Source organism: Chryseobacterium sp. CS3K3.1, from assembly GCF_059515165.1.
In genome coordinates this window covers 72,201-95,880 of the sequence record NZ_JCAKRV010000020.1, presented here as the reverse complement: position 1 = coordinate 95,880, position 23,680 = coordinate 72,201, and the positions used below count along the sequence as shown (strand labels likewise).

General features: G+C 36.1%; 26 protein-coding genes. 10 read left to right on the top strand and 16 right to left on the bottom strand.

The genetic code is table 11. From position 1 onward, the window contains the following. Nucleotides 1-107 precede the first annotated feature (107 nt). Together AC5YGI_RS17780 and AC5YGI_RS17775 are read left to right on the top strand one after the other, a co-directional pair. Nucleotides 108-737, top strand: a complete 630-nt coding sequence (locus tag AC5YGI_RS17780; RefSeq protein WP_330746817.1) for a class I SAM-dependent methyltransferase — start codon at nucleotides 108-110, stop codon at nucleotides 735-737. Between the two features lie 89 nt (nucleotides 738-826). Further along, entirely contained in the window at nucleotides 827-1,561 is a 735-nt protein-coding gene (locus tag AC5YGI_RS17775; RefSeq protein ID WP_330746818.1) for a DNA-formamidopyrimidine glycosylase family protein, read from the top strand. Nucleotides 1,562-1,712: 151 nt separating this feature from the next. On the opposite strand, the gene AC5YGI_RS17770 is transcribed toward AC5YGI_RS17775, so the two are convergent. Beyond that, the gene (locus tag AC5YGI_RS17770) at nucleotides 1,713-2,435 is read right to left on the bottom strand and encodes a LytR/AlgR family response regulator transcription factor (RefSeq protein WP_202838607.1); all 723 of its coding nucleotides are present in this window, start codon (nucleotides 2,433-2,435) and stop codon (nucleotides 1,713-1,715) included. Beyond that, on the bottom strand, nucleotides 2,435-3,511 hold the full coding sequence (locus AC5YGI_RS17765; protein WP_330746819.1) for a sensor histidine kinase: 1,077 nt from the start codon (nucleotides 3,509-3,511) through the stop codon (nucleotides 2,435-2,437). Before AC5YGI_RS17765 ends, AC5YGI_RS17770 begins: the two co-directional genes overlap by 1 nt. 187 nt (nucleotides 3,512-3,698) lie before the next feature. On the opposite strand from AC5YGI_RS17765, the gene AC5YGI_RS17760 reads away from it, so the two are divergent. Further along, nucleotides 3,699-4,136, top strand: coding sequence for a hypothetical protein (locus AC5YGI_RS17760; RefSeq protein ID WP_330746820.1), 438 nt, complete (start codon nucleotides 3,699-3,701; stop codon nucleotides 4,134-4,136). 236 nt (nucleotides 4,137-4,372) lie between these two features. Then, entirely contained in the window at nucleotides 4,373-5,029 is a 657-nt protein-coding gene (locus AC5YGI_RS17755) for a glycosyltransferase family 32 protein (RefSeq protein WP_330746822.1), read from the top strand. Here the strand turns inward: AC5YGI_RS17755 and AC5YGI_RS17750 are convergent. After that, complete coding sequence (locus tag AC5YGI_RS17750; RefSeq protein WP_330746823.1) at nucleotides 5,026-5,361, bottom strand: DMT family transporter; 336 nt, start codon at nucleotides 5,359-5,361, stop codon at nucleotides 5,026-5,028. The two genes, AC5YGI_RS17755 and AC5YGI_RS17750, sit on opposite strands and share 4 nt — an antisense overlap. Nucleotides 5,362-6,387: 1,026 nt before the next feature. Here AC5YGI_RS17750 and AC5YGI_RS17745 point away from each other — a divergent pair. The 5 genes from AC5YGI_RS17745 (at nucleotide 6,388) to AC5YGI_RS17725 (ending at nucleotide 10,163) form a co-directional block, all read left to right on the top strand. Further along, entirely contained in the window at nucleotides 6,388-7,107 is a 720-nt protein-coding gene (locus AC5YGI_RS17745; protein WP_330746824.1) for an AAA family ATPase, read from the top strand. Beyond that, nucleotides 7,104-7,844, top strand: coding sequence for a YggS family pyridoxal phosphate-dependent enzyme (locus AC5YGI_RS17740; RefSeq protein ID WP_330746825.1), 741 nt, complete (start codon nucleotides 7,104-7,106; stop codon nucleotides 7,842-7,844). The genes AC5YGI_RS17745 and AC5YGI_RS17740 overlap by 4 nt, the downstream gene beginning before the upstream one ends. A 522-nt stretch (nucleotides 7,845-8,366) precedes the next feature. After that, a complete protein-coding gene (locus tag AC5YGI_RS17735; protein WP_185114222.1) occupies nucleotides 8,367-8,540 on the top strand; it encodes a hypothetical protein in 174 nt (57 codons plus the stop codon). A 137-nt stretch (nucleotides 8,541-8,677) separates the two neighbouring features. After that, nucleotides 8,678-9,574, top strand: coding sequence for a hypothetical protein (locus tag AC5YGI_RS17730; RefSeq protein ID WP_496169092.1), 897 nt, complete (start codon nucleotides 8,678-8,680; stop codon nucleotides 9,572-9,574). Between the two features lie 76 nt (nucleotides 9,575-9,650). Next, nucleotides 9,651-10,163, top strand: coding sequence for a hypothetical protein (locus AC5YGI_RS17725; protein WP_202838600.1), 513 nt, complete (start codon nucleotides 9,651-9,653; stop codon nucleotides 10,161-10,163). A gap of 272 nt (nucleotides 10,164-10,435) precedes the next feature. Here the strand turns inward: AC5YGI_RS17725 and gcvP are convergent, their stop codons facing one another. After that, entirely contained in the window at nucleotides 10,436-13,294 is a 2,859-nt protein-coding gene (gcvP, locus tag AC5YGI_RS17720) for an aminomethyl-transferring glycine dehydrogenase (RefSeq protein ID WP_330746827.1), read from the bottom strand. Nucleotides 13,295-13,768: 474 nt separating this feature from the next. On the opposite strand from gcvP, the gene AC5YGI_RS17715 reads away from it, so the two are divergent. Next, nucleotides 13,769-13,918 carry a hypothetical protein gene (locus AC5YGI_RS17715; RefSeq protein ID WP_164723264.1) on the top strand — a complete coding sequence of 50 codons (150 nt, stop codon included), beginning with the start codon at nucleotides 13,769-13,771 and terminating at the stop codon, nucleotides 13,916-13,918. Between the two features lies 1 nt (nucleotide 13,919). Here the strand turns inward: AC5YGI_RS17715 and AC5YGI_RS17710 are convergent, their stop codons facing one another. The 12 genes from AC5YGI_RS17710 to AC5YGI_RS17655 all read right to left on the bottom strand — a co-directional run bounded on the left by AC5YGI_RS17710 (nucleotide 13,920) and on the right by AC5YGI_RS17655 (nucleotide 23,680). Then, on the bottom strand, nucleotides 13,920-14,567 hold the full coding sequence (locus tag AC5YGI_RS17710) for a J domain-containing protein (RefSeq protein WP_496169091.1): 648 nt from the start codon (nucleotides 14,565-14,567) through the stop codon (nucleotides 13,920-13,922). Nucleotides 14,568-14,923: 356 nt separating this feature from the next. Continuing rightward, complete coding sequence (locus AC5YGI_RS17705) at nucleotides 14,924-15,568, bottom strand: alpha/beta hydrolase (RefSeq protein ID WP_496169090.1); 645 nt, start codon at nucleotides 15,566-15,568, stop codon at nucleotides 14,924-14,926. A gap of 142 nt (nucleotides 15,569-15,710) precedes the next feature. Beyond that, entirely contained in the window at nucleotides 15,711-15,968 is a 258-nt protein-coding gene (locus AC5YGI_RS17700) for a hypothetical protein (RefSeq protein ID WP_330746830.1), read from the bottom strand. Nucleotides 15,969-16,060: 92 nt separating this feature from the next. Beyond that, nucleotides 16,061-16,393 (bottom strand): hypothetical protein, encoded by a 333-nt coding sequence (locus AC5YGI_RS17695; protein ID WP_047433535.1) that lies wholly within the window; start codon nucleotides 16,391-16,393, stop codon nucleotides 16,061-16,063. 11 nt (nucleotides 16,394-16,404) lie between these two features. Continuing rightward, entirely contained in the window at nucleotides 16,405-16,959 is a 555-nt protein-coding gene (locus AC5YGI_RS17690; RefSeq protein ID WP_228406519.1) for an RNA polymerase sigma factor, read from the bottom strand. Between the two features lie 755 nt (nucleotides 16,960-17,714). Next, complete coding sequence (locus tag AC5YGI_RS17685; RefSeq protein ID WP_330746831.1) at nucleotides 17,715-19,718, bottom strand: S9 family peptidase; 2,004 nt, start codon at nucleotides 19,716-19,718, stop codon at nucleotides 17,715-17,717. Nucleotides 19,719-19,889: 171 nt separating this feature from the next. Beyond that, nucleotides 19,890-20,348: a DoxX family protein gene (locus AC5YGI_RS17680; protein ID WP_330746832.1), complete on the bottom strand. Its 459-nt coding sequence runs from the start codon at nucleotides 20,346-20,348 to the stop codon at nucleotides 19,890-19,892. Nucleotides 20,349-20,442: 94 nt separating this feature from the next. Continuing rightward, nucleotides 20,443-20,901 carry an SRPBCC family protein gene (locus AC5YGI_RS17675; RefSeq protein WP_496169089.1) on the bottom strand — a complete coding sequence of 153 codons (459 nt, stop codon included), beginning with the start codon at nucleotides 20,899-20,901 and terminating at the stop codon, nucleotides 20,443-20,445. A gap of 84 nt (nucleotides 20,902-20,985) precedes the next feature. After that, a complete protein-coding gene (locus tag AC5YGI_RS17670; RefSeq protein WP_330746833.1) occupies nucleotides 20,986-21,414 on the bottom strand; it encodes an SRPBCC domain-containing protein in 429 nt (142 codons plus the stop codon). 143 nt (nucleotides 21,415-21,557) lie between these two features. Continuing rightward, nucleotides 21,558-22,391 (bottom strand): SDR family oxidoreductase, encoded by an 834-nt coding sequence (locus AC5YGI_RS17665; RefSeq protein ID WP_454511174.1) that lies wholly within the window; start codon nucleotides 22,389-22,391, stop codon nucleotides 21,558-21,560. A gap of 47 nt (nucleotides 22,392-22,438) precedes the next feature. Beyond that, nucleotides 22,439-23,305: a VOC family protein gene (locus tag AC5YGI_RS17660; RefSeq protein ID WP_330746835.1), complete on the bottom strand. Its 867-nt coding sequence runs from the start codon at nucleotides 23,303-23,305 to the stop codon at nucleotides 22,439-22,441. Nucleotides 23,306-23,440: 135 nt separating this feature from the next. After that, nucleotides 23,441-23,680: a helix-hairpin-helix domain-containing protein gene (locus AC5YGI_RS17655; RefSeq protein WP_330746836.1), complete on the bottom strand. Its 240-nt coding sequence runs from the start codon at nucleotides 23,678-23,680 to the stop codon at nucleotides 23,441-23,443.

Sequence of the window (23,680 nt, the reverse complement as noted above, 5' to 3'; positions counted from 1 at the left end):
TTTTTTAGGGATCGGAAAACTTGATGAAATATTTTACATTTGGTGTAACTAATACATTGAAGATTATGAATGATTCTTCTTCATGTCAATTTTAAATTCTTAATACAATGACAGACAACACATGGCTCAACAGATGGGACGAAAGGTACAGCACCAAAGAGTTTGCGTATGGAACAGAACCCAACAATTATCTCAGACAACAATTAACACGGTTAACGCCCGGAAAAATACTTTTTCCTGCTGAAGGTGAAGGCCGGAATGCAGTTTTCGCAGCAACACAGGGATGGCAGGTTTCAGCTTTTGATATCAGTGCAAACGGCAGAAATAAAGCGTTACAACTTGCAGAACAACTGGAAACCACCATTGATTATCAGGTTGGAGAACTTTCAACGTTGAACTATCAGAAAGAACAATTTGATGCCATTGCTCTTATTTATGCTCATTTCCCGGGAGACATTAAATCTTCTATCCATCAGATGCTGAATCAGTATCTGCGTAAAGGCGGTTTTATTATTTTCGAAGCTTTCAGTAAAAACCATCTTGAATATATTGCAAAGAACGAGAAAGTAGGCGGTCCAAAGGATATTGAATCCTTATTTTCTATTGAAGAAATCAAAGCTGATTTTCCGGATTATGATATTATTGAATTAGCAGAAACAGAAATAGAACTCAATGAGGGACTATTTCACAACGGGACAGGTTCCGTCATTCGTTTTGTAGGACAAAAACTTGCCTAAAAATATTTTAAACAGGTTTGTTTTGGGATAAAAATCAGGTTTTATTCAGCTATGGAATATTATTTGAATCTTTATCTCAAAACAAACGTATGCCTGAAGGTCCATCCATCATATTAATGAAAGAAAGCCTGCAGCCATTTGCAGGACAGCAAGTGACAGAAGTTTCAGGGAATGCCCAATTTGAGAAAGATTCTTTCATTGGCCAGACTCTTCTCGAAATCCGTACTTTTGGAAAACAGACTTACCTCGTTTTTGAAAAAGCAGCCATCCGGATTCATTTATTAATGTTTGGCTCTTATAGCATTGATGAGCAGACCAAGCCGGATAAAAGTTTGCGTTTAGCCTTGTTTTTCGCTACCGGAAGTATTTATTTTTATACCTGCTCTGTGAAATCCGTAGATCTTGATTTTCTCTCCAGCATTGATTGGGAAGCCGATGTGATGAGCGATCAGTGGAATCCCAAAAAAGCAGAAGAGAAATTGAAATCCAATCCGAAAATGATGGTTTGTGATGCATTGATGAATCAGGATATTTTTTCGGGTGTGGGAAATATTATTAAAAATGAGGTTCTTTTCAGGATTGGCGTACAGCCGGAAAGCTTAGTGGGTAATCTTCCAGCTAAAAAAAGAAAAGAATTAATCGCTGAAGCCAGAAATTACAGTTTCGATTTTCTGAAATGGAAAAGAGAATTTGTTCTGAAAAAGCACTGGCTGGTTCATACAAAATCGGTGTGTCCGGTTTGTGGACAAAAATTGGTTAAGAAACAAACCGGCGTAGGAAAAAGAAGAAGTTTTTATTGTGAAAAGGATCAGAAGCTTTATTGAATAAACCGCTATTTTTATGTTTTGGCTGAAGCCGTTGATTGTTTTTATTTGTCTAACGGGCTTAGCTATTTTTTTCCACTGATTACACAGATTTACACCAATTTTCTAATCATTTGACTGATATTATAGCTCATTACCTATTACTCATGTATTAGTCTGAGTTGAGAAGACCTCCCGCAAATCTTGTAAAAAACTCGGAGCGGTAGACTTCACCAAGAGGAATTTCGGAATCTTCAATGTATATATTATGATTGTCAAATGAATCTATATAATTCATATTCACCACGTAGGATTTGCTGACTCTGATAAAGGTTTCCCCGGAAATCTTCTGATGAATGGTTTTCAAATTCATTGCAGTGATCAGCTTTTGCTGCTTTGTATGAATAACGACATAGTCTTTGAGCCCTTCAATAAATTTGATATCTGAAAAACTGATTTTATAGAACCTGCGTTCTGCCTTTATGAACAGGAAGTCTGCGGTATTAGATTCTACCGTATTTTTCACGGTATTCTTAGATAAAAGTTCGGTGTAAAGTACCGCTTTATCAATTGCTTTTTCCAGCCTTTGAGGATCAATAGGTTTCAAAAGATAATCTACTGCTTCCAGTTCATAGCTTTTCAGGGCATACTGGGAATAGGCAGTTGTAAAAATGATCAGTGATTTTTTCGGAAGCATTTCTGCAAATTCAAGACCTGTTACCATAGGCATTTCTATATCAAGGAAAATAAGATCTACCTCATTATCTTTAAGAAATTCGAGAGCAGAAAGCGCATTGGAAAATTCCCCAAGGATACCGATACCGGAAATTTCAGCGATCAGCGATCTCATCTCGGATCTTGCCAGAGGTTCATCATCAATTATAATACAATTCATCACACGGGAATTTTTAAATTTACACTATATTCTGTATCATCAGATTCTATCTTCAAATCAAAAGTATCATTATAAAGAAGTTCCAGTCTTCTTGTGATATTGGCGAGCCCAAGTCCACTGCTCCTTTTGTCCGCAGGAAGATAACCTGCACTTCTTGAATTCACACATCTGAAATAAAGCAGCCGATTATCGATATTGATTTCTATTTTCACACAGGATTCTCTTCCACTAAGATCCACACTATGTTTTACCGCATTTTCTACAAAAGTGGTAAACAGATTCGGAGGAATAAAGGTACTGCTTATTATTCTGTGATCAATATTGACCTGAATGTCAAAAGAGAAATTGTCCCGTCTTATTTTTTCAAGATTTAAAAAATTGGACAGGAAATCAATCTCTGAAGTCAGCAACGTTTTTTCTTCGCTGTTTTCATACAGCTGATATCTCAGAAACTCGGAAAGTTTTACAATGACTACAGATGCTTTGGCCGGATCTGTTCGGATCAATGCTTTTACATTATTCAGCATGTTGAACAAAAAATGCGGATTGATCTGGTTTCTCAATTCGTTCAGTTCCATATTCAGGGTAAGATTGCTCAGTTCATTGATTCTTTTATTATCACTGATCCATTTCTGCAGCAGTTTGATGGTTGTGGTTGTCATAATAATCGGAATGCACATCAGAACACCTTCATAGATTCCTCCCTTTTCATTTTCTCTGAGAATATTTTTCACCCTGAATTCTTCAAAGAAGGTTTTGAAGCCATACCCGATGAAATTAAGTCCCACCACACCCATAAGAACCAGCAGTACAAGATAAGTGACATATTTTGTTTTAAAGAAAAACCGGGGAACCAATACATATATATTAATGTAGACCATTGCGATCAGAATCACATACACAAAGAATAATACATAGTACTGATATATTCCGGAATACCAGTGCCAGAATCTTGCGCTGTACAGTAAAAAGAAAAAGAAGATCAGGAACAGCAGATGCCTTCGGAATCCATATTTCGCTTCCACCAGAAAATCGATCACAAAGGTTTCTTCAAATTTCCAAGGGCTATATTTCATATGGCAGGCTCATTTTATTACAAAAATAGGCAATAACGGAAATTAAAGTTGTTTTATTATACAAAACCGGTATTTTATTATACCAATGATCATCCTTCAGGATTTTGTATAAAATACCAGCCATTTTGTATAAAAACTAATTTGTGTTCTCCTTTTCTCTATTTCTTTGTGTTGTAAATGAACACATATGGAATTAACCACTTTTCAGGAACTGACTCAGGAAATATCACAGGAATGTTTTTTTATGACAGCTTCTCAACAGGAAGAAAAAGTAATACAGCTTATCGATCTTCATCATTTTATAGAATGTTTTGATGCAAAAATAAAAATTCTCAGCTATCTGCATCATTCCATTAATATTGTAAACCATGAAGGGAAGAAAAAAGGAATTCTGTTTTGTGACCTGAAACATTCTGCCGTTCCCGACAGCAATACATCTGAAGAGTTTAGAAGAAGATTTGGGCTCTCAGAACTCTGGTTTGTTTTTGTAGAGGAAACATTTGTGCCTGATACCGCCTGCTACACTGATGCAATTATTGAAAACAGCCTGGATATATTCTACGACAGGATTTTCACCTTCAATTTTTTCCAATCCATCATTCAGCCATTAAAAAAAGAAAACTGATTTTACAATATCTGAACTTATTATTAAAATTTACAATCTGGGAGATTAAAAAAAAATTAAAATTTTCTTCTTCCGGCTTTTAACCATTTCTTCAAAATACAATCAAAAAACAAAGCCGGCATAAGCTGTTTCAAATTTCAGGAATTCCCTCCTCCTTATGAAAACTCTTATTACTGCATGCACATCACTGATGAAAAGGATTTAAGAATTTGTATAAGGATTATTAAAAACAGGACATGGCAGTACCCAAACAAATATTTCAGACTTTTAAAACTAAAAAACTTCCTTTGATAACACGATATCACATCTGGAATATGAAAAGGAAGAACCCGGAATACAGCTATTTCTTTTATGATGACAGTGATATTGAAAAATTTCTCATAAAAGAATTTCCTCCCAACTATATTGAAACCTACCATAAACTGACAATTGGCGCTGCAAAAGCTGACTTTTTCAGGTACGCTGTTTTATATAAAAAAGGAGGCATCTATCTGGATATTGACAGCAGTATCGTAAAGCCTTTCCGTGAACTTATCAAAGAAAGTGACGAAGCGGTGATCAGTGCGGAAAGACATGCCAATTTATATGTGCAATGGGGACTTATTTTTAATAAAAACCATCCTTTTCTTAAGAAGACATTAGAACTGATGCTTGATAATATCAATAATCACCGGTATCCGAATGATGTACATGCTACTACTGGTCCTACTGTCTTCAGTAAGGGCATAAAACAGTCTCTTGCTGAAAATCCTTCTATTCCTTTTACTTTGTTTGACGGCATTGAGTTCAGGGGCTTTTTAAAGTTCAAATATAAACTGGGTAAGTTCTTTTTATACAAAAAAAGGTCTGAACATTGGAAGCAACAGCAAATGCAGCAGGATATTATTGTTTAATGAGTTCCCATTTTTGAGAATACATTGATAATAATCACTCCGGTTACAATCAGGGCAATACCAATGATAGCCGGCAGATCCGGTATCTGTTTGAAGGCTACCACTCCGATCATCGTTATAAATACAATCCCTACGCCGGACCAGATGGCGTAGGTAATTCCTACAGGAATCTGACGAAGGGTAAGGCTTAAAAAATAAAAAGCGCAGGCATATCCGGCAACTGTTACTACAGATGGCCATAGTTTGGAAAATTCCTCAGATTTTTTTAGAAAAGTAGTAGCAATAATTTCAAATATGATTGCTAAGGCAAGAAAAATATAACTGCGTCCCATAAATTCATTCTTTATACAAAAGTAGTAAAAGCCTCCGGGTAATTCAAAAACAAGGCATCCAAGCCATCAGTCAGCAGACAGTCTTATTTTCAGTTGTGACACAAACTTCTATTTCTCTCTGACATGAAATATGACAGCTGACAAAAATTCCAACATAGAAATCAGTGTTAAAAATAAATTTTATTAACATAAAAATCTGTATGAAGTAAAAAATTAACGTTCAAAAAATACGCTTTAAAACAATATTATGCTAAGCATTATTTATTATTTGTTTTATCAAGTCCAATATGGAAGTCGATAAACGATTAACACATTCACATAATTTTACAGATAGAATAATAAAAGTATTAATAAATTCCAAATAATATATTAATTTACTGTAAACAAAAATTCACCATTACATGAACCTGAAACACGCTAATACACTGATAAACATCATAGTATTTTACTTTGGCACATGATTTGAAAGTAGTAATATTGCAATTGAAAGATTGATAAAAAAAAGTCAAATAATTAAAAATAATACAAAATGATAACTTATATCGGTATCGCAACAGGTTTAGTCGTAATTACATCATATTTCATGACAGTAAGAAGAGAAAGAAACTAATCTTAAAACAAAACAAGCCTATAGAAAATCTATACTAATTATATTGTTTTATGTTTTTAGTCTGAGAGATCAGATCGCTCTTTTACCCATCGGGTAAAAGGGTCCAAAAACATAAGCAGAAAGATCTTAGTTTCATAACAAATTTTAATATCCAATGAATAAAGCCGGTCGCAAGTCTGGCTTTATTTTTTTTATCAGGAGATTTCTGTAAAATGTAAAAGGTGTATTTCCCACAGATTCCGAGGATTTTCAGCGATGTTTAGGAATATTTACAGAATATGCTGCTTTGTTCGTTAGCGGCCATTCATCATTTATAATCCATTTTACGCTGGACCAGCTGTTTATTATTTTTCAGGATTCTTTTTGACATCCAATAAAGCTTTATCTTTGTTTACTCAATATTTTTAATTGTCATTATGAATCTGTACAACCTTATTATTCAAGACAAAGAACAGGTAAATCTTAACGAAGTATTTCTCAACGCAAACAACAGGGAACAGCTTGTACAGCTTATCAAGGAGCATGCTTATGTTAAGGAACTGCAGGAATACGGCCTGCCGGTTAACCATAAGATTCTGCTTGAAGGAAGTTCCGGATGTGGAAAAACAATGACAGCCAAGGCCATTGCCAATGCTCTGGGAAAAAATATTATTATTTTAAACCTTAGTAATATTGTTTCTTCCCGTATCGGGGAAACGTCCCAGAATATCAAAATGATTTTTGACAAAGCCGCCAGAGAAAGGTCAGTACTTTTCCTTGACGAACTGGATCAGATCGGAAAAGCAAGAGGCAGCGATGATAAAGATGTAGGCGAAATGAGAAGATTAGTTAATACTTTGATTCAGCTGATTGATTATTATCCTGAAAATGCGCTTTTAATCTGTGCCACCAATCATCCTGAGATTATTGATACTGCCCTTTTAAGACGTTTCCAGCTAAAAATTAATTATGAAATGCCTTCCGCTGAAATTCTGGATTCGTACTACAATCAATTGTTAGCAAAGTTTCCGGAAGATTTGAGAACGATTGAAAGAAAATACTCTGTTTCTTTTGCTGAAGCTAAAGACCATGCTTTAACCGCCGTCAAAGCTGCTTTAATAAAAAAACTGGAGGCTAAAGAAATTATCCCATCATGAAAGAAGATATTCTCCACAACCTCACTTTGATCAATGAAAGAATAAGAAAGGCCTGTGAGCAATCCGGAAGGAATATTGATGATGTCAGGTTATTGCTCGCTACTAAAACTGTTTCTGCAGACCGTATCAAAATTACTTTGGAAAACGGACAGGAATTAATTGCAGAAAACAAAGTACAGGAATTGAAGGAGAAATATGAAGACCTGAAAGACATTCCTCACGAAAATCATTTTATAGGCCATCTTCAGACCAATAAAATAAAAGATATCCTGAAATATGATGTTACCTGCGTCCAGTCTCTGGATCGTCTGGAACTTGCTGAAAAACTTCATCAAAGACTATTGGCTGAAAACAGAACAATGGATGTTTTGATTCAGGTGAATACATCCAATGAAGAAAGCAAATTTGGAGTTAATCCTGATCAGGCTATTGAACTTACCCGAAAGATTTCCAACTACTCTACTTTAAAGATAAAGGGATTGATGACGATTGGCTTATTCAGTGCTGAAACTGAGAAAGTAAGAGCATGCTTTAAAATCCTGAAAAAACTTCAGCAGGACATCATCACCGAAAATATCCCCAACGTAGAAATGAAAGAGCTTTCCATGGGAATGAGCAGCGATCTGGAAACGGCCATTGAAGAAGGCGCCACGATTGTACGGGTGGGGACTGCTGTTTTTGGAGCAAGAATCTATCCGGACACTTATTATTGGGATGAAGGAAAAACAAATAACTAAGCTTACAACTATATGTTCCCATTTACTTATACTTTTGAGAGAGAAATTACAAAAGATAAAACCTCAGATAAGGTTATCTGCACAGTGCGTGATCTGTTAAGTAAGAAAAAGGTTCAAAATATTCTTTACGGACCTGGATTTGTTTCTTTTAATGAAGGTCTTTTCAAAGAAAGATCCAATTGGGACTATTTATCTTTAATTGATAGTGGAAAATTTAGGTATGATGAAAACAACAAAACACTGACCTATAAAGTCAACCTATGGAAGCTAAATCTTATTTCTGTTATTTTTTTCATTATTACCATGGTTTATTTTAGAGAGTTTTTCGGTAATCTACTTCCCTTTTCAGCATTTTTGATCAATCATTCCCTTTGCTATTTTGGAAACCGTGGATTAATAAAAAATATTGTCCATAAAATTAACTATTTGTCATAACGTAAATTCTTATAGAACATATTTTAAAAGTCTACAAATCCGGTATACTTTTTGCTATAAACATTTCGTAACCAAACAAATACATTTATGGATAAAAAATTACTATCGGTATGTCTGTTCATGACATTATTATTCTTTTTTTCATGTGAAAAAGAAAACACACAGATGAAAAGTGGAATTTCCATTGAAACCATTTCAATTATAACCTGCGTTACTATGGGCTTTGCTATTTTGCTGGCGTATAGTTTTAAACGAAGATAAAAAACCGGAATTTAAATACTAAGCACCTCTCAGTTTTTGGGAGGTGATTTTGTTTTAAAAATTTTAATTAAATGACTGGCATTTCATTAAAATATAATAAATTTCAAAAAATTTCTCTTTCGTAACTAATAACCCTAATGAAAAAAACATTCCTGTCAGCACTTTTATCTTTGCTCATTTTGAATTGTACTCACAAAAAAGAAAATGTTCAACAGACAGACAAAGAGAATCCCAACCTTACAATGTCTATCCCGCTTGAATATCTTGCGGATTACCCTTTAATTAAAGACTCTTCAAAATTTATCAAAAATCTTCAGCAAGCTTTTGATCTTCATGTCCATGAAAGTCCTGTTCAGCAAAAAGGTGAAAAGATAACGGTATTCAAAAAGGTGAAAATCAATGGTTCAGATCAGGAGTATTACTTTGTTGAATACAACTGGAAGACAGGACCAAATTCTGGATATCCGTGGAAAAATCAACTCTTATTAACACAAGAAGGGAAGCTTGTTAAAATTTTATCAGCAGAACGGTCTCAATTTGTTTCTATTTTCCCAAAACAAAATCCGTACTTACTGGCAACCTCGGTCACAGCACATGGAAACGGAGGTCATGAAATTTACAAAATAACAGCAGACTCTTTAGAAGATATCTATGGGGGTAACGTCAGAACATATGATGCTCATGAAGACAACAAAATTTATGAACCGTATGAGCTGCAATTAAAAATTAAAGACTACAATAATGACGGATTTAATGATATTGCTTTCACAGGAAAACTTGTATTGATCCAGAAGCGAACACCGGATGGATTCTGGTATGACAACACAACAATCAATGGCAGGAAAGTCAGTTATTCTGTTGATAACCCATACAAAAAAATTCCTGTAGAATATATTTTTCTTTACGATCAAAAAACGGGGCATTTTAAGCCAAAAGGAGACTATAGAGAAAAGTACAAACTATTCGATAAAGACTCCATCATTTGTAATACTCAATCCCGATCATCCAGACTGTTTTCCCCAATATTTCAATAGAATTGTTTACTTTTATCACAGAACGCGAACATTTCACAATAAATATTCTACATTTAAATTTCATCCTTTTTATTATATGATCCAAACCAATAACCAAAACTATCTCCTGCTAATCATCTTACTGATTCCCAATTTTCTTTTAGCTAATGCAGGTTCTCCCATGATTTGGTTTAGCTTTTTACATCTGATCTGGATCAACTTCATCATCGGAACCTTTGAAAGTAAACTTCTTGTAGAAAAATTCAATCTCCAAAACAGAAAGTGGCTGATCATTGCAGCCAACTATGTTTCTATGTTTGTAGGTTACTATTTCATTGCACCTCATTTTTCTTTGGTAAACGGATATCCAGACTTTTGGGGTATGAAATCAAGGGTAGGCGAATATGAACTGGGAGGATTTTTTATTGGTTTCTTGTACAGTTTTGGAGCAACTCTGGTTATTGAATTTCCATTTTACTGGCTTTCATTGAAAACAAAACAGAAGGGCTGGAAATTATTATTACCATTCTTCTTAGTCAATCTTTTTACAAATATTATGATGCTTGCTATTTATTTTGCAATTGTTGCTTTTGCTGCAAAATGGAATTAATTAGTAAAGTTGAGATTGCTTCGCTACGCTCGCAATGACAATGAACGTACAAATCTCGTAATTTGTCGAAAAAACACATCGTTTAACCTTTGCTGAGTGGAACGCCTCTGCGAACATTGAAACAATTAGTTCTCGAAAAATCCTCGCGACATTTGCGTTAAAGAGATTGCTTCGCTACGCCCGCAATGACGATTACTGCACAGAAAATACTCAATAAAAACAAAAATCCCTCTCATTAATGAAAGGGATTTTTTATCGTTAAAAAACTGAGATTACATATAAGCTTCAATCGGCTCACAAGTACATACCAGGTTTCTGTCTCCGTAAGCTTCATCTACTCTTGATACAGAAGCGAAGAATTTGTGGTCTCTTACCCACTCTAACGGATAAGCTGCCTTTTCTCTGCTGTATGGTTTATCCCATGAATCAGAGATTACCAGCTGTTCTGTATGAGGAGCATTTTTCAATACGTTGTTGGTAGCATCTGCTTCACCGTTTGCAATTTCATCGATTTCTTTTTTAATAGAGATCAACGCTTCAGCAAAACGATCAATTTCAGCCTTGCTTTCAGATTCTGTAGGCTCAATCATTAGTGTACCTGCAACCGGGAAAGAAACGGTAGGAGCATGGAAACCATAATCCATCAATCTCTTCGCCACATCAGCTACTTCAATTCCTAAAGACTTGAACTGACGGAAATCTACGATACATTCGTGAGCTACTCTTCCGTTTTCGTTTGAATATAAGATTGGGAAATGCTCTGCTAAAATTTCTTTCAGGTAGTTAGCATTCATGATGGCATGTCCTGTAGCCTTTTTAAGACCTTCAGTTCCTAACATTTTGATATAAGCATAAGAAATGTTAAGGATCAATCCTGAGCCGTAAGGTGCTGCAGAAATACCGTCAATTGCTTCTTTAGAACCAATTCTGATATTTGCATTGGAAGGAAGGAAAGGTACTAAGTGTTTAGCAACACAGATCGGACCTACTCCAGGACCTCCGCCTCCGTGAGGAATTGCGAAAGTTTTGTGAAGGTTAAGGTGGCAAACGTCAGCTCCGATATTTCCAGGACTTGTAAATCCTACCTGAGCATTCATGTTCGCACCATCCATATATACCTGTCCTCCGTGCTCATGGATAAGGTTGGTAATTTCTTTAATGTTGGCATCAAAGAATCCATAAGTAGAAGGATAAGTGATCATTACAGCAGATAAGTTAGCTGAATGAAGTTCTGTTTTAGCTTTAAGATCTTCGAAGTCGATCTCCCCGTTTTCAAGGTTTTTCACGACTACGATTTTCATTCCTGCCATAGCAGCAGAAGCCGGGTTGGTACCGTGTGCAGACTGAGGGATCAATACTACATTTCTGTGGTGGTCACCTCTTGAGATATGATATTGTCTGATCACCATTAATCCTGCGTATTCTCCCTGAGCTCCGGAGTTTGGCTGAAGAGAAGTTCCTGCAAAACCTGTAATTTCTGCTAAATCTTTCTCCAGTTCACGGATCATTTCCTGATATCCTTCAGCCTGGTTCACAGGTACGAATGGATGAACTGCTCCCCAGTTTTCCCATGAAAGCGGTAACATTTGAGTCGCTGCGTTCAGTTTCATAGTACAAGATCCTAAAGAAATCATTGAGTGGGTCAATGATAAGTCTTTTCTCTCAAGACGCTTGATATAACGCATCAATTCTGTTTCCGTGTGGTATTTGTTGAATACAGATTCTGTAAGAATTTCGTCTTTTCTTAAGTTTTCTTCCGGAATGCTGTATCCTTCTTTGATTTCTAATTTGAAAGTCTGCTTGTCTTTAAACTGAGCGAAAGAAGCCATCAGATAGTTTAATTTGTCTAATGTTGTACTTTCGTTGATTGCAATGCTTACTACTCCTTCTGTGAAATAGTTTAAGTTTAATCTGTGATCAAGCATCAGTCTTACTAACTTTGCTTTCTCTTCTTCAGGCATCGTGATTTTCACAGTATCGAAGATTGGCTCTTCCACTACCTGATACCCTAGTGCTTTAAGACCTCCTTTTAAAGCATTGGCTTTAAAGTGAATCTGATCAGCGATATAGTTTAATCCTTTCGGACCGTGATATACAGCATACATACCTGCCATTACAGCCAAAAGAACCTGGGCTGTACAGATGTTTGAAGTAGCTTTCTCTCTTTTAATGTGCTGCTCTCTGGTCTGTAATGCCATTCTTAAAGCACGTCTTCCGTACATATCCTGAGAAACCCCGATAATTCTTCCCGGAATATCTCTTTTATAATCTTCTCTACAAGCGAAGAAAGCTGCGTGAGGTCCTCCGTATCCTAATGGAATACCAAATCTCTGCGTAGTTCCTACGGCACAGTCAGCACCCATTTCTGCCGGAGACTTTAGTTTAACCAAAGCCATCGGGTCACAAGCCACTGCTACCTGAAAATCAAGTTTTTTATATTCTACGATATCTTCAGTATAGTCTAAAACGATTCCGTTTTTACCAGGATATTGTAATAGAACGCCATAATAAGAACCATCAAACTGGTGTGTTTTATGATCTCCTACTACAATCTCAATTTCTAACCCTTCAGCTTTTGTTTTTAATACAGAAACGGTTTGAGGAAGAACAAGATCAGAAATGAAGAACTTATTAGCTCCTGCTTTTTTCTGGTCTTTAGATCTGTTGTTGAAGAACATATGCATTGCTTCAGCAGCAGCCGTAGATTCATCCAATAAAGATGCGTTTGCCAGTGCAAAACCAGTAAGATCACATACGACAGTCTGGAAATTAAGAAGAGCTTCAAGTCTTCCCTGTGCAATTTCTGCCTGATATGGAGTATACGCTGTATACCAGCTAGGGTTTTCAAAAATATTTCTCTGGATTGCTGAAGGCAAAAGGGTATTGTGGTATCCGAATCCGATATAACTTGTATAATCAGTATTTTTAGATGCCAATTCTTTTGAGTGGTTCAACATTTCGTATTCAGAAAGTGGTTCCGAGATCTCAAGATCTTTCTCTAAACGGATAGAAGAAGGGATGGTTTGAGAAATTAACTCTTCAATACTAGAAACGCCAAGTTTCTCCAACATCGCCTGTTTATCGGCTTCATTAAGGGAAATGTGACGGCTCACAAACTGTTCTGTATTCATTTTTATTTATTAGATTTTGTTTGTAAAAAGATGGGTAAAATTACAATTTTTTGAATGATTTCACAAGAGTACCAGAGAGGTGATAATTCACACATCTATTTGTGACTTTTCTCACAATTTGCATTTCGTAAATTATGATAAGGTTAACATTAATTTCATCAAAAATAACCATTATTCTATACATAATACACAAGGAAAACCATCAATTTATATATAATTAAGTTCTTTGTTTATTATTAAATTAGTGTATATCATCAATAAATTTCACATTTATTATTGAATCTATTAAACGATTTTTTTTAAAAATATAATGTATTTAACATCTATTTTTTATACTTATACTGAAAGTGTCTGCCGTTCAAATTTAATTCCACTAAAACTCTTTAAAGTAATTTGCTACTGCTATTCATCAGGTTGTAAGAATTTTATGAAATTTTATTAATTATATTTATTCTAAATTAATATATTTGCAGCATGAATATGATTGTCCCATTTAAAGTTCCGCCATTGGCACCTTACTCATTCAATAACGAAGAGATGTTCTGTGAAAAGAAATCCTGTTGTAAAAAATTCAAAAAAGGGAAAAGATGTAAAAAATGCCCGGGAAGAAAGAAAATGGCATAAACTAGCTGAAATTTTTGATCAGCATATAGATCGCAATTGCCAGAATAATAATTCCCCAGATCAGCATCATAATCTTAGGCTGACCTGATTTGTTAATTCTTGTACTGGGCTGCTGCTTAAACATTTCTTCCACCGAGTTTTTGAACTTTTCAGAATCATTTTCAAAAACTTCTGTGATGGTGATTCCCTGAACAACCGTTTTGTGCAAAAGAGAATTCGTTGCATGAAGCAGAAGCTGGAATTTTCCGTCCTTAAATTCTGTGATCTTGAAGATCCTCTCTCCATACGGCTTTTCCAATCCAAAAGGCAATACCTTTACTACATCAGCATTGCTCGTCTGCCAGTTGATGATAATCTCCTCTCCTTTTTTCGCATGAATTTTATTCGCTGTAAAAGTTTTGATGGCTGGCGGAATATTATACCTGAAACTTCGCTGATGATTTTCCAGATTCTGATCATAAGTACGTCTGAGTGCGCGATCACTTAAGGTCTCATAGGCCTCCTGAATCTCACGGAAACGGTCTGCAAAAAAGTCGTCATTGTCATTTTTATCGGGATGATATTTTAAAGACAGTTTACGATAGGCTTTTTTGACGTCTTCTTCCGAAGCATCCTGTGATATACCGAGAAAATAGTAGTAATCTTTCATTGAGCAATACAAAAATAAGGATTTATTTTTCTTTGCGTTTGATGTTTACGGTAATTTTTTGTTGAAAATATGGATCAAAAAGTCATTGCGAACTGCAGGTGAAGCCATCTCAATATAGCTCGGAATTTATTGGTTGGAAAAACGCAAGGGCGCAAAGTTTTTTATAGCTGCCAGCATATTTTTAAGGCGCAATGATTTTATCTCCGATAAAATTTCAACGGCGAGTTTGTCATTCCGAGCAAAGCAAGGAATCTCAGCTTCATATTGAAGATATTTCCCGCAGATCTCGCAGATTGCGCAGATCATTTCGTAATAACTTCAATCATAAGAACAGAATGGTCATAGACCGACCGTAATTATTTACTGGAAACCCATTTCTTAGTGGGAGCAATCCACTCATCGAGTGCTTTGAAAAGAAAGCCATGGTTCAGTCCCGTATTAAGTTCTATTTCTTTAAAATCTTTTAGGTGAGATCTGACGAACCGCTGTTCATACGACATTGGCACATGTCCGTCATCTGATCTCTCTGTAATGGAAAGGATCCTTCCATACAATCTGAAATTTTTATCTTTTTCCAAAGAATCATCTTTGAAACTAGCTCCGATGAAGACAAACTTCAATTGTGGATTCTTTTCATAATAAGAGACATATTGTGCAATATAACCTCCCTGAGAAGTTCCTACCACTGTTATTCTTCCGGCAGGAATTCCTTTTTTCAGGAGACTATCAATCTGTTTCTTTACCATTTCAGCATACACAGATGGTTCTGTACCAGCTTTTCTTTTCTCAGAAATAACAACCGTATTTTGATCTCTCAGCTTGTTGAGTATTGTCTCATATTCTGCAACACCATATTTGGGATGTTTTTCCTCAAAAGAATGGTCTTCCAAAAATTTATTGTGTAAAAAGAAAACATATTGCTTTTGTTGTGACTTTTGGGCAAACAATACGATCGAAAAAAATGAAAATATGACAATCGAAATATTTCTAAACCTCATCATAACCGGAAATAGCTTTTAATTAGAAAGAAACAAATATAGTGTTAAAAAGTCTTTACTGGGACTATTTTATATAAAAATTCCGGCTCGGGAAGCTTCGCTTCCCGAGCCGGAATGTAACAATTTCAATTTAGTCCTGTATGGATTATGCTTCACACATATGATCCTTTTTGCAGCATCTTGAACGGAATTCTTTTTTGAATTTCCCTTTCAGTTCCTGATAGTCTTCCTCATTCATTTCTCTGATCTTATCTGCCAGTCCGAAAGGTGACTTTTCTTTGATTCCGTACTCATCAAAAATACCTTTGATAAATCTTCTTCTCTGTATTGCTTTTTTAGCGATTAAGGCTACACCTGCAACGGCTAATGCTCCAAGAGCCCCTTTTAATGCTGAATTTTTCATTTTTTCAAAATTTTAAATTTTACTACTTCTTGTTTTTTATAGAGACGAATGAATGCTGATTTTTACTTTACTACTTCTTTAAAAATTTCAGATTATTCGTTATTTCTGTTGAAGAATCCACCGGAGCATTTATTTCTCCAGACTTCTTTAAATTTCTCTCTTTCCTCAGGAGATAAACCTGCCATTTTTTCTCTCATCTTTCTTTCCTTGAAATCTCTCACTCCTTTACCAAAGTGGAAACCTCCGAAAAGAATTTTGCTTAGGATCAATATTCCCATGGCCTGCCAGAAAGTAATTGTTTTTGCTCCTAAAATCTCCGGAAGAAGGCAGTTCCAAAGCATCATGACAATCCATGTAACGGCAGCTAAAATTAATGGCGGGCACAGCAATAAAAAAATCCAACCCTTTTTGTGTTTATGATTCATAATTTCTTTTTCTAACTTTTTAAATCTTCGTATAATTTTCTCAATCTGTTTCTTAAGTGCTTCACAGCATAGTTTTTTCTGCTGATGATGGTTTTGATGTTTTCTCCCTGTTCATCGGCGATCTCCTGGAGGGTTTTGTCGTTCAGTTCATTTTCTACATAGACCAGCCTTTGTTTTTCGGGAAGTTCATCAAGCGCTTCAAACAGTTTTTTCCAGATCTCATCCTGAAACATCTTCACTTCAGGACCGGCACTTTCATCCATCAAAAGGATATCCTTGATAGAAAAACTGCCGTCTTCATCTTCATATACGAAATCTTCAAGATTTTCTGTTTTCTTTTTCCGGTAACGGTCTGTGATCTTATTCGCCGTCACCCTGTACAGCCAGCCCCCAACGTTTACGATCTCAGAAAGATTCGTAAGGCTACTGAACTGATACCACACTTCCTGCAGAATATCTTCCGCATCCTCCGTGTTTTTCACTTTCGGACGAATATAAGACATCAGCTTCCCTCCGTAGTTGGAAACGGTCTGTGAGATGATGCTTTCTTTCTCCTTCTGTGGCATTGTTATTTTTTCGACAACCTCCATACTGATATGACGGCTAGCCTTTTGGTTTTACTTTAATAAATTTAAAATATTTTTCTTACAATTCAATTTTTCTTTTATCCATCGTGTTTTTATCTCATAAATTTTCAGCAACTTAGGCATAAACTATTTTTTCAGAAGCTTTTTCCCGCTATCCGCTCATACTCCTCACGCCAAATTCCCCCATCTCTTACCCTCCGACTCTCCCACTCATGTTCCGGGGTAACCGCTGCTATCGGGGCTAAGTTGATGAGTGATAATTGGTAATTGATGAATGATAAGATTGCACAGTAATGTTATTTTCTTGTTGGAAAACGCAAAGACGCAAAAGGTTTAACAACGATATGTTTTAAAGCGCAAAGATTTTATCTCCGATAAAAATTGTACGGCTTTAAAAATGAAACGGATATTTCAAAGAAATATTTGTCATTCCGGGCGAAGCGAGAAATCCAAGCTCCGTATTAATAATAACGCATCTTATTAATTATGCAAATACCGATGAAAAACTGTTTAACTACCCTTGATTTGCAAAATAATCAATGATTATCGTTTGCTGAAAATCATTGATTTTCTTGCGCCTTAAAAACAATATAAAGATTAAAAAGCTTAGCGTCTTTGCGGTTATCCAACCTATTAAAGCCTAATGAGATTACCTCGCTTTGCTCGCAATGACTTTATGATAAAAAAAAACGGAAGACCTAAGTCCTCCGTTCAAATAGTATTTAATTAATAGTTTATTTATTAAAATTTTCTGCAAAGAATCCCAGCATCGATTTATAAAGCTCAATTCTGTTCGGCTCTTTTCCAAATCCGTGTCCTTCATCGTATTTTACCAGATAAGGAACTTCAAATCCTTTGGCACGCATTGCTTTTACAATCTGATCAGATTCATTGATGTTAACTCTAGGGTCATTAGCTCCCTGTACTACGAATAAAGGTTTCTTAATCTTATCAATCTGAAACACAGGAGATACTTCTTTAGCAATTTTAGCTTCCTCAGGATTATCAAGATCGTACCAGATCTGTTTTACCATTTCTTTATATGGTTTCCAGTATTCCGGGAAAGAATCAAAGAAAGTAAAGATGTTGGATACCCCTACATAATCCACTCCACAAGCATATAAATCAGGAGTTTTGATCAATCCCATCAATGTTGCATATCCACCGTGGCTTCCTCCGTAAATAGCAACCTTATCTTTATCTACCCATCCTTGTTCAATGGCATATTTTACACCATCTTCCACATCATCCATCGCTTTTCTTCCGATCTGCTTATAACCCGCTTTCTGGAATGATTTTCCGTATCCGCCGGAGATTCTGAAGTTCACCTGAAGGGTTGCATAACCTCTGCTGGCAAACAGCTGTGTTTCCGGATTAAATCCCCAACTATCCCTGATTCCCTGAGGGCCGCCGTGAGGATTTACAATCAAAGGAACTTTTTTACCTTCCAATGCTGCTTTAGGCAGGGTAATATATCCATGGATTGTCAACCCGTCCCTGCTTTTAAATTCAATAGGTCTCATTTCAGCCATGTCTTCTTCCTTCAGCTGTGGCATCAGGTTGTACAGAAGTTTGGTCTGCTTGGTTTTGGTGTCGTATTCATAATAGGTTCCATACAGCTTATCACTTCCTACAACAACCAGAAGTTTATCATTATTATCATCAGAAGAAGCAATTCCAAATTCCTTGTCTCCAAACTGAGATTTTAACTTATCATGTATTTCCTTATAGAATTTACTCACCGGAACCGTTTCTCCCTTGGTTCCTTCATAGCTGATATAATCAAGCTCATAGTTCCTGTTTTTACCCGCTGTGCTTATTGAGCTTACATCATATACAGGATTGGAATAAACCTCTTTAATCACTGCATTCTTCTTCAGATCATACAGGACGATTCTCGCTTTATCGCTATCCAGATTGGTTACTACATACGCTTCATCTTTATTTTTAGAATTTTCATTAAACTCTATAATACTGAAGGTATCAGACCAGTCTGCAGATTTAATCAGATTGAATTTCCCGGTCTGCAGATCTTTATAATAGGTTTTGGTGGTTAATCCGTTTTCAAGGACGCTATAACCTCTAAGATTTCCGTCTTTATCAAAAAGATAATCGTCGATAGGGCTGTTGACATCTTTATTTTCGTACAGCTGGGTCATTTCCCCGGTAATGAAATTGATTTTAAAAGGCTCAAAAATCTGCTTGTTGTTTTTATTCATGGTAACCACAACAAAATCAGTATCTTTTAGAGGAATAATACCCTGCACTTTTACTCCGTCAAAAGGTGTCAGATCCTTTTGATTCCCTCCGTCTGTATCGGTAGCATACAGGTGGATATTTTCATTTCCGCCCCTATCTTGTGTATAGAAAAGGCGTTTTTTGTTCAGCCAGCCATAGTTTCTTATCAGATCATCTTTTTCTACAATAGCTTTGGTAATTTTTCCGGTGCTAAGATCTTTTACATAAACATGATTTTTTTTCTCCTGATCTTTTTCTTTATAGGAAAGATATTTCCCGTCCGGAGAGATTTTAAATGCTGAGGCTTTTGGTCTTGCAAAGTAATCTTCAACTTTATATGTAAAGTTTCCTTTATCGTAAGAAATAAGCTTTTCAAGATTAGCCTTGGAAGATGGCAAAGTAGGATCTCCCGGCAGTTTGGCAGTAGAACTCTGTGCGTTGGTCATAATGGTGGATAGTACAATAAGGGCTGTACCGAAAATGTTGTGATTTAGATTCATAACTTCTGTTTTAAAGGTTAAAGTTATATAGGCATTTCATTTTTAGATTAATAAAAACTTATGCTTTTCTACAATAAGACTCTTTACACCTATAAAATGTTACATTTTCATCTCATTTAATTAAAAAAATCCCGATTATATAAAAAAGACAGCCTTTACAGACTGTCTTTTTTAATGTAAATAAATTCCGAAATACCAGGTCCAGACGATCAGAATAATCTGCATGGGAATCCTTTGAGTATAAAGATATTTCATTCCCGGCCCTGTGTAATCGGCTTTAAAAATATTAATCTTTTTTCTGGAAGAATTGATATTGGCTATAAAAACCAATACATAGAAAATAATGAGTAAAATTGCTGTTATCTCACGGATGGCCGGAATCATAAGCCCGATTCCTGCCGCAATCTCCAGAACTCCTGTACAATATACCCAAAACATTCGGGCAGGGATAAAATCAGGGATCATCATCGCCATTCCCTTTTGAAATTTAAAATGAGAGAAACCTGTAAATAGGATGAAAACAGCCATTCCCAGGTTTCCTGAAAATATAAAATCCGGCTTTCCCTGAAACAAAAAAGTCCCCAGCAAAGCCAGAATAAATGTTGCGAAAAGTATTACAAGTAATTTCATTTTTAAGCAGTAGGTTTTAGGTGGCAGGTAGCAGTATTCAGGATAAGATACCAACTCTAAACATTAAACTTTAAACTTTAAACGTTGAATTTCTTTACACTGAACCAAGGCTCACTCCTTCCGCAAGACTTTTGACAACCATCAATCCTTTTGTGAAGCCTGTATTCATATGATCCTGCCACTGTTTTTCTACCTGAACTTCTGCATGAAGTTTTGTTTTTCCGTCAAAGTCTATCAGAAAATACTTCTCAAAACTCCCGTTCCACTCCATGACTTCTTTGCTTTGGGTATCTTCATGCCCCTCTTTATCTACCATTCCAAGATGTTTGAACACAATATGATTGGGCTCGTCCATGCTGTCTATGGTTGAAACCATTCCTTCTCCCTGTGCATTCAGGAAATAGGTTTTCCCTCCTACTTTCCAGTCGGATTTTATAACAGACCCTGCTCCGAAATACTTAGTCCATTCACTATATGTTTCAGGATTCCATAGGATGTCCCACACTTTCTGCATAGGCGCATCAATTACTGTTTCGTATGATAAGGTTTCCATTTTTTATTTTTTTAGGTGGTCATTGCGGGCAAAGCGAAGCAATCTCAGAGCTCGCAGATTTTTCTTTAATTCTAACTCAATTATTTACAGCTGATTTTCTGAAAGATGTTTAACGAGTGACATCGCCTTTGGAAACTTCTCTTCAAAAAATTCTTTAAATTCTGGCGGTGTCTGAATTTCTGTTTTCAGTAAAGTGCCTTCTTCATTCTCCTCAAGAAAGTAAGCCTCTGTAGCTTCTCCCCAGTCCTGAGGAACTTCAATGCCTTCATAAATTTCTCCAAGGTGCAAAAATTTTATTTCCTCGTTGGGAATCATTTTTTCCACCCTGCTGTACATTCCGTTGTTTTTCGGATCAAGAAATTTGACAATATTATTTTCTTCAAGCGTTCCTTCATAAAAAGAACCTTCTGTAAATGCTGTTGTCCATTGTCTGTAGGTAATATCACCCCAAAGGACACTCCATACTTTTTCGGGTTCGGCATTGATTTCTATTTCGTATGATAATTTTTCCATATATTTTTTAAAGGATTAGGTGGTGGATATTAGGTTGCAGGTGACTGTGTTCGTGGTTGAGTTTGAAAGTCAGAGAGTAAGAGTGTTATTTTGGGACCGCTTCTAACTTCTAGCCTCTAGCTTCTGGCCTCTGGCTTCTCATTCTATCCTCCGACAAAATCACCACCATTGATATGAATAATTTCTCCTGTAATATAACTTGCATCCTTTGAGGCAAGAAAAACATAAGCTGGTGCTACTTCAGAAGGTTGTCCCGCACGTTTCAGCGGAGTGTCTTTTCCAAAGGTGGAAAGATCATCAAAAGCTTCTTTCACCAATGGCGTCCATATAGGTCCTGGTGCAATTCCGTTTACCAGGATTTCTTTTTCTGCAAGATTATCGGCCAGAGACCGGATAAAGGACAAAACAGCACCTTTTGTTGCCGCATAATCTAATAAGTGGTCACTTCCGCGGTACGCTGTAACAGAGGTTGTACAAATAATCCGTCCTCCTTTGGGTATCATCGGAAGAAAATTTCTGGTGAACGAAATCATGGAAATGATATTGGTATCAAATGTTTCCTGAATCTGTTCATCAGAAATTTTTTCGAGACTGCTTTTTGAGGTATGAATTCCTGCATTATTAACAAGAATATCAATATTCTTCCATTCTGTTTTAATCTTATCTGCGCATTTGGTTCTGAAAGTTTTCCGCGTCAGGTCACCTTTGATCAGAAGACAATTCTGTCCTTCTTTCTCAACCAGTTTCTGGGTTTCTCTGGCATCATCGTCACTTTCTTTATAGATAATGGCGACATCTGCTCCTTCCCGGGCAAAATGAACGGCCACCGCCTGTCCTATGCCGCTGTCTCCTCCGGAAATAACCGCTTTTTTACCCTGCAGCTTCCGGCTTCCCTGATAATCGTTCCGGATAATTTCCGGAAACACCCCTTCTTTAGGGACTTTTGACTTAGAGTCTGATTTGTTCTGTGTTTTCATATGCAAATCTTTTTTCTAAATCACATCAAACAATACGCCGAAAATATTTAAGAATTATAAGCATCTTCCAGATCCTGAATAATAATTTTCTGCATTTTCATCATCGCCTGAACAACTTTATAGGCTTTTTCCTGGTTAGAATCATTCATCAGCTGGATGAGTCTTTTAGGAACAATCTGCCAGCTCAGTCCGTATTTATCTTTCAGCCAGCCACACATACTTTCTCTGCCGCCATCGGCTGTAAAGGCATTCCAATATCTGTCCGTTTGCTCCTGGTCATCAGTCATCACAACTAAAGATATTCCTTCATTAAAGTCAAACGGGTGATCATAGGAATTATCCATACAGAATACGCTGTAATTATCGATTGTAAAATGAGCATGCTGAACATTTTCTGCCGGTTCCGGAATGTCATGTCCTTCGCTCCCTGCTCCGTAGGTCAATATATTTCCTATGCTTGAATTGGGAAAAGTTTTCGTGTAAAGTTCCATTGCTTCTTTGGCTTTGCCGTTGTTCGCATGGATAAACATCAAAGTAGGAATTATTTTCTGATCACTTGCTTTTTCTCCCAGAAACAACTGCCATGTTACACCGTATTTATCCTGAACCCATCCGTATTTCGGACTCCATGAGTAAGATCCCAGTTCCATCAAAGCTATTCCGCCATCCAGCAGATGATCCCAGTATTTTTGAACCTCATCTTCTGTTTCACAGATGACCATAAAAGAGATGGAAGCATTTTTTTTGAATTGAGGGCCTCCATTCAGAAGCATGATTCTTTGTCCAAACAAATCAATATTCATGACAACAGGAGTATCTGCTGTGATTTCGCCTCCAAAAACTTTACAATAAAATTCTGCAGACTGCTTGGCGTCTCCATCATACCAGAGACATGGGAAAATATCGTTATTCATAATTTTAATTTTTAACAGTGGTACTATATTTTTTATTCTCTGTACAACAGCAAAAGAAATCTTATGTCTTTGCATTTAAACAATATACTTTCGTTTTTAACGCAATGACACTACAAAATTTTCCTGTTGTATATATTATGCTTCTTTAAAGCAGACCTGATTTTCTTTCATGTAATTCTTCAGTTTCATCATCGCATTTTTACCGAAACCATGAAGTTGCATGATTTCTTTTTCGGAATAATCTGAAAGTTTTTCCAAAGAATTTATTTTTTCTTTTTCTAAGGCTCTTCTTGCCGGTATTGCAATAACTCCGTGAAGGAATTCTTCTTCAGAGTCGTAATTAAAAGAATAAATAGAGTTTAAACTCTTTGACAT

Coding starts and splice junctions, on each gene's coding strand:
- AC5YGI_RS17740 (WP_330746825.1), top strand. CDS start 7,104: ATGAAAGAAGATATTCTCCACAACCTCACTTTGATCAATGAAAGAATA.
- AC5YGI_RS17685 (WP_330746831.1), bottom strand. CDS start 19,718: ATGAATCTAAATCACAACATTTTCGGTACAGCCCTTATTGTACTATCC.
- AC5YGI_RS17690 (WP_228406519.1), bottom strand. CDS start 16,959: ATGCCACAGAAGGAGAAAGAAAGCATCATCTCACAGACCGTTTCCAAC.
- AC5YGI_RS17655 (WP_330746836.1), bottom strand. CDS start 23,680: ATGTCAAAGAGTTTAAACTCTATTTATTCTTTTAATTACGACTCTGAA.
- AC5YGI_RS17755 (WP_330746822.1), top strand. CDS start 4,373: ATGGCAGTACCCAAACAAATATTTCAGACTTTTAAAACTAAAAAACTT.
- gcvP (WP_330746827.1), bottom strand. CDS start 13,294: ATGAATACAGAACAGTTTGTGAGCCGTCACATTTCCCTTAATGAAGCC.
- AC5YGI_RS17710 (WP_496169091.1), bottom strand. CDS start 14,567: ATGAAAGATTACTACTATTTTCTCGGTATATCACAGGATGCTTCGGAA.
- AC5YGI_RS17700 (WP_330746830.1), bottom strand. CDS start 15,968: ATGAAAAATTCAGCATTAAAAGGGGCTCTTGGAGCATTAGCCGTTGCA.
- AC5YGI_RS17665 (WP_454511174.1), bottom strand. CDS start 22,391: ATGAAAACACAGAACAAATCAGACTCTAAGTCAAAAGTCCCTAAAGAA.
- AC5YGI_RS17730 (WP_496169092.1), top strand. CDS start 8,678: ATGAAAAAAACATTCCTGTCAGCACTTTTATCTTTGCTCATTTTGAAT.
- AC5YGI_RS17725 (WP_202838600.1), top strand. CDS start 9,651: ATGATCCAAACCAATAACCAAAACTATCTCCTGCTAATCATCTTACTG.
- AC5YGI_RS17680 (WP_330746832.1), bottom strand. CDS start 20,348: ATGAAATTACTTGTAATACTTTTCGCAACATTTATTCTGGCTTTGCTG.
- AC5YGI_RS17695 (WP_047433535.1), bottom strand. CDS start 16,393: ATGAATCATAAACACAAAAAGGGTTGGATTTTTTTATTGCTGTGCCCG.
- AC5YGI_RS17760 (WP_330746820.1), top strand. CDS start 3,699: ATGGAATTAACCACTTTTCAGGAACTGACTCAGGAAATATCACAGGAA.
- AC5YGI_RS17765 (WP_330746819.1), bottom strand. CDS start 3,511: ATGAAATATAGCCCTTGGAAATTTGAAGAAACCTTTGTGATCGATTTT.
- AC5YGI_RS17780 (WP_330746817.1), top strand. CDS start 108: ATGACAGACAACACATGGCTCAACAGATGGGACGAAAGGTACAGCACC.
- AC5YGI_RS17715 (WP_164723264.1), top strand. CDS start 13,769: ATGAATATGATTGTCCCATTTAAAGTTCCGCCATTGGCACCTTACTCA.
- AC5YGI_RS17675 (WP_496169089.1), bottom strand. CDS start 20,901: ATGGAAACCTTATCATACGAAACAGTAATTGATGCGCCTATGCAGAAA.
- AC5YGI_RS17660 (WP_330746835.1), bottom strand. CDS start 23,305: ATGAATAACGATATTTTCCCATGTCTCTGGTATGATGGAGACGCCAAG.
- AC5YGI_RS17750 (WP_330746823.1), bottom strand. CDS start 5,361: ATGGGACGCAGTTATATTTTTCTTGCCTTAGCAATCATATTTGAAATT.
- AC5YGI_RS17705 (WP_496169090.1), bottom strand. CDS start 15,568: ATGATGAGGTTTAGAAATATTTCGATTGTCATATTTTCATTTTTTTCG.
- AC5YGI_RS17735 (WP_185114222.1), top strand. CDS start 8,367: ATGGATAAAAAATTACTATCGGTATGTCTGTTCATGACATTATTATTC.
- AC5YGI_RS17770 (WP_202838607.1), bottom strand. CDS start 2,435: ATGAATTGTATTATAATTGATGATGAACCTCTGGCAAGATCCGAGATG.
- AC5YGI_RS17775 (WP_330746818.1), top strand. CDS start 827: ATGCCTGAAGGTCCATCCATCATATTAATGAAAGAAAGCCTGCAGCCA.
- AC5YGI_RS17670 (WP_330746833.1), bottom strand. CDS start 21,414: ATGGAAAAATTATCATACGAAATAGAAATCAATGCCGAACCCGAAAAA.
- AC5YGI_RS17745 (WP_330746824.1), top strand. CDS start 6,388: ATGAATCTGTACAACCTTATTATTCAAGACAAAGAACAGGTAAATCTT.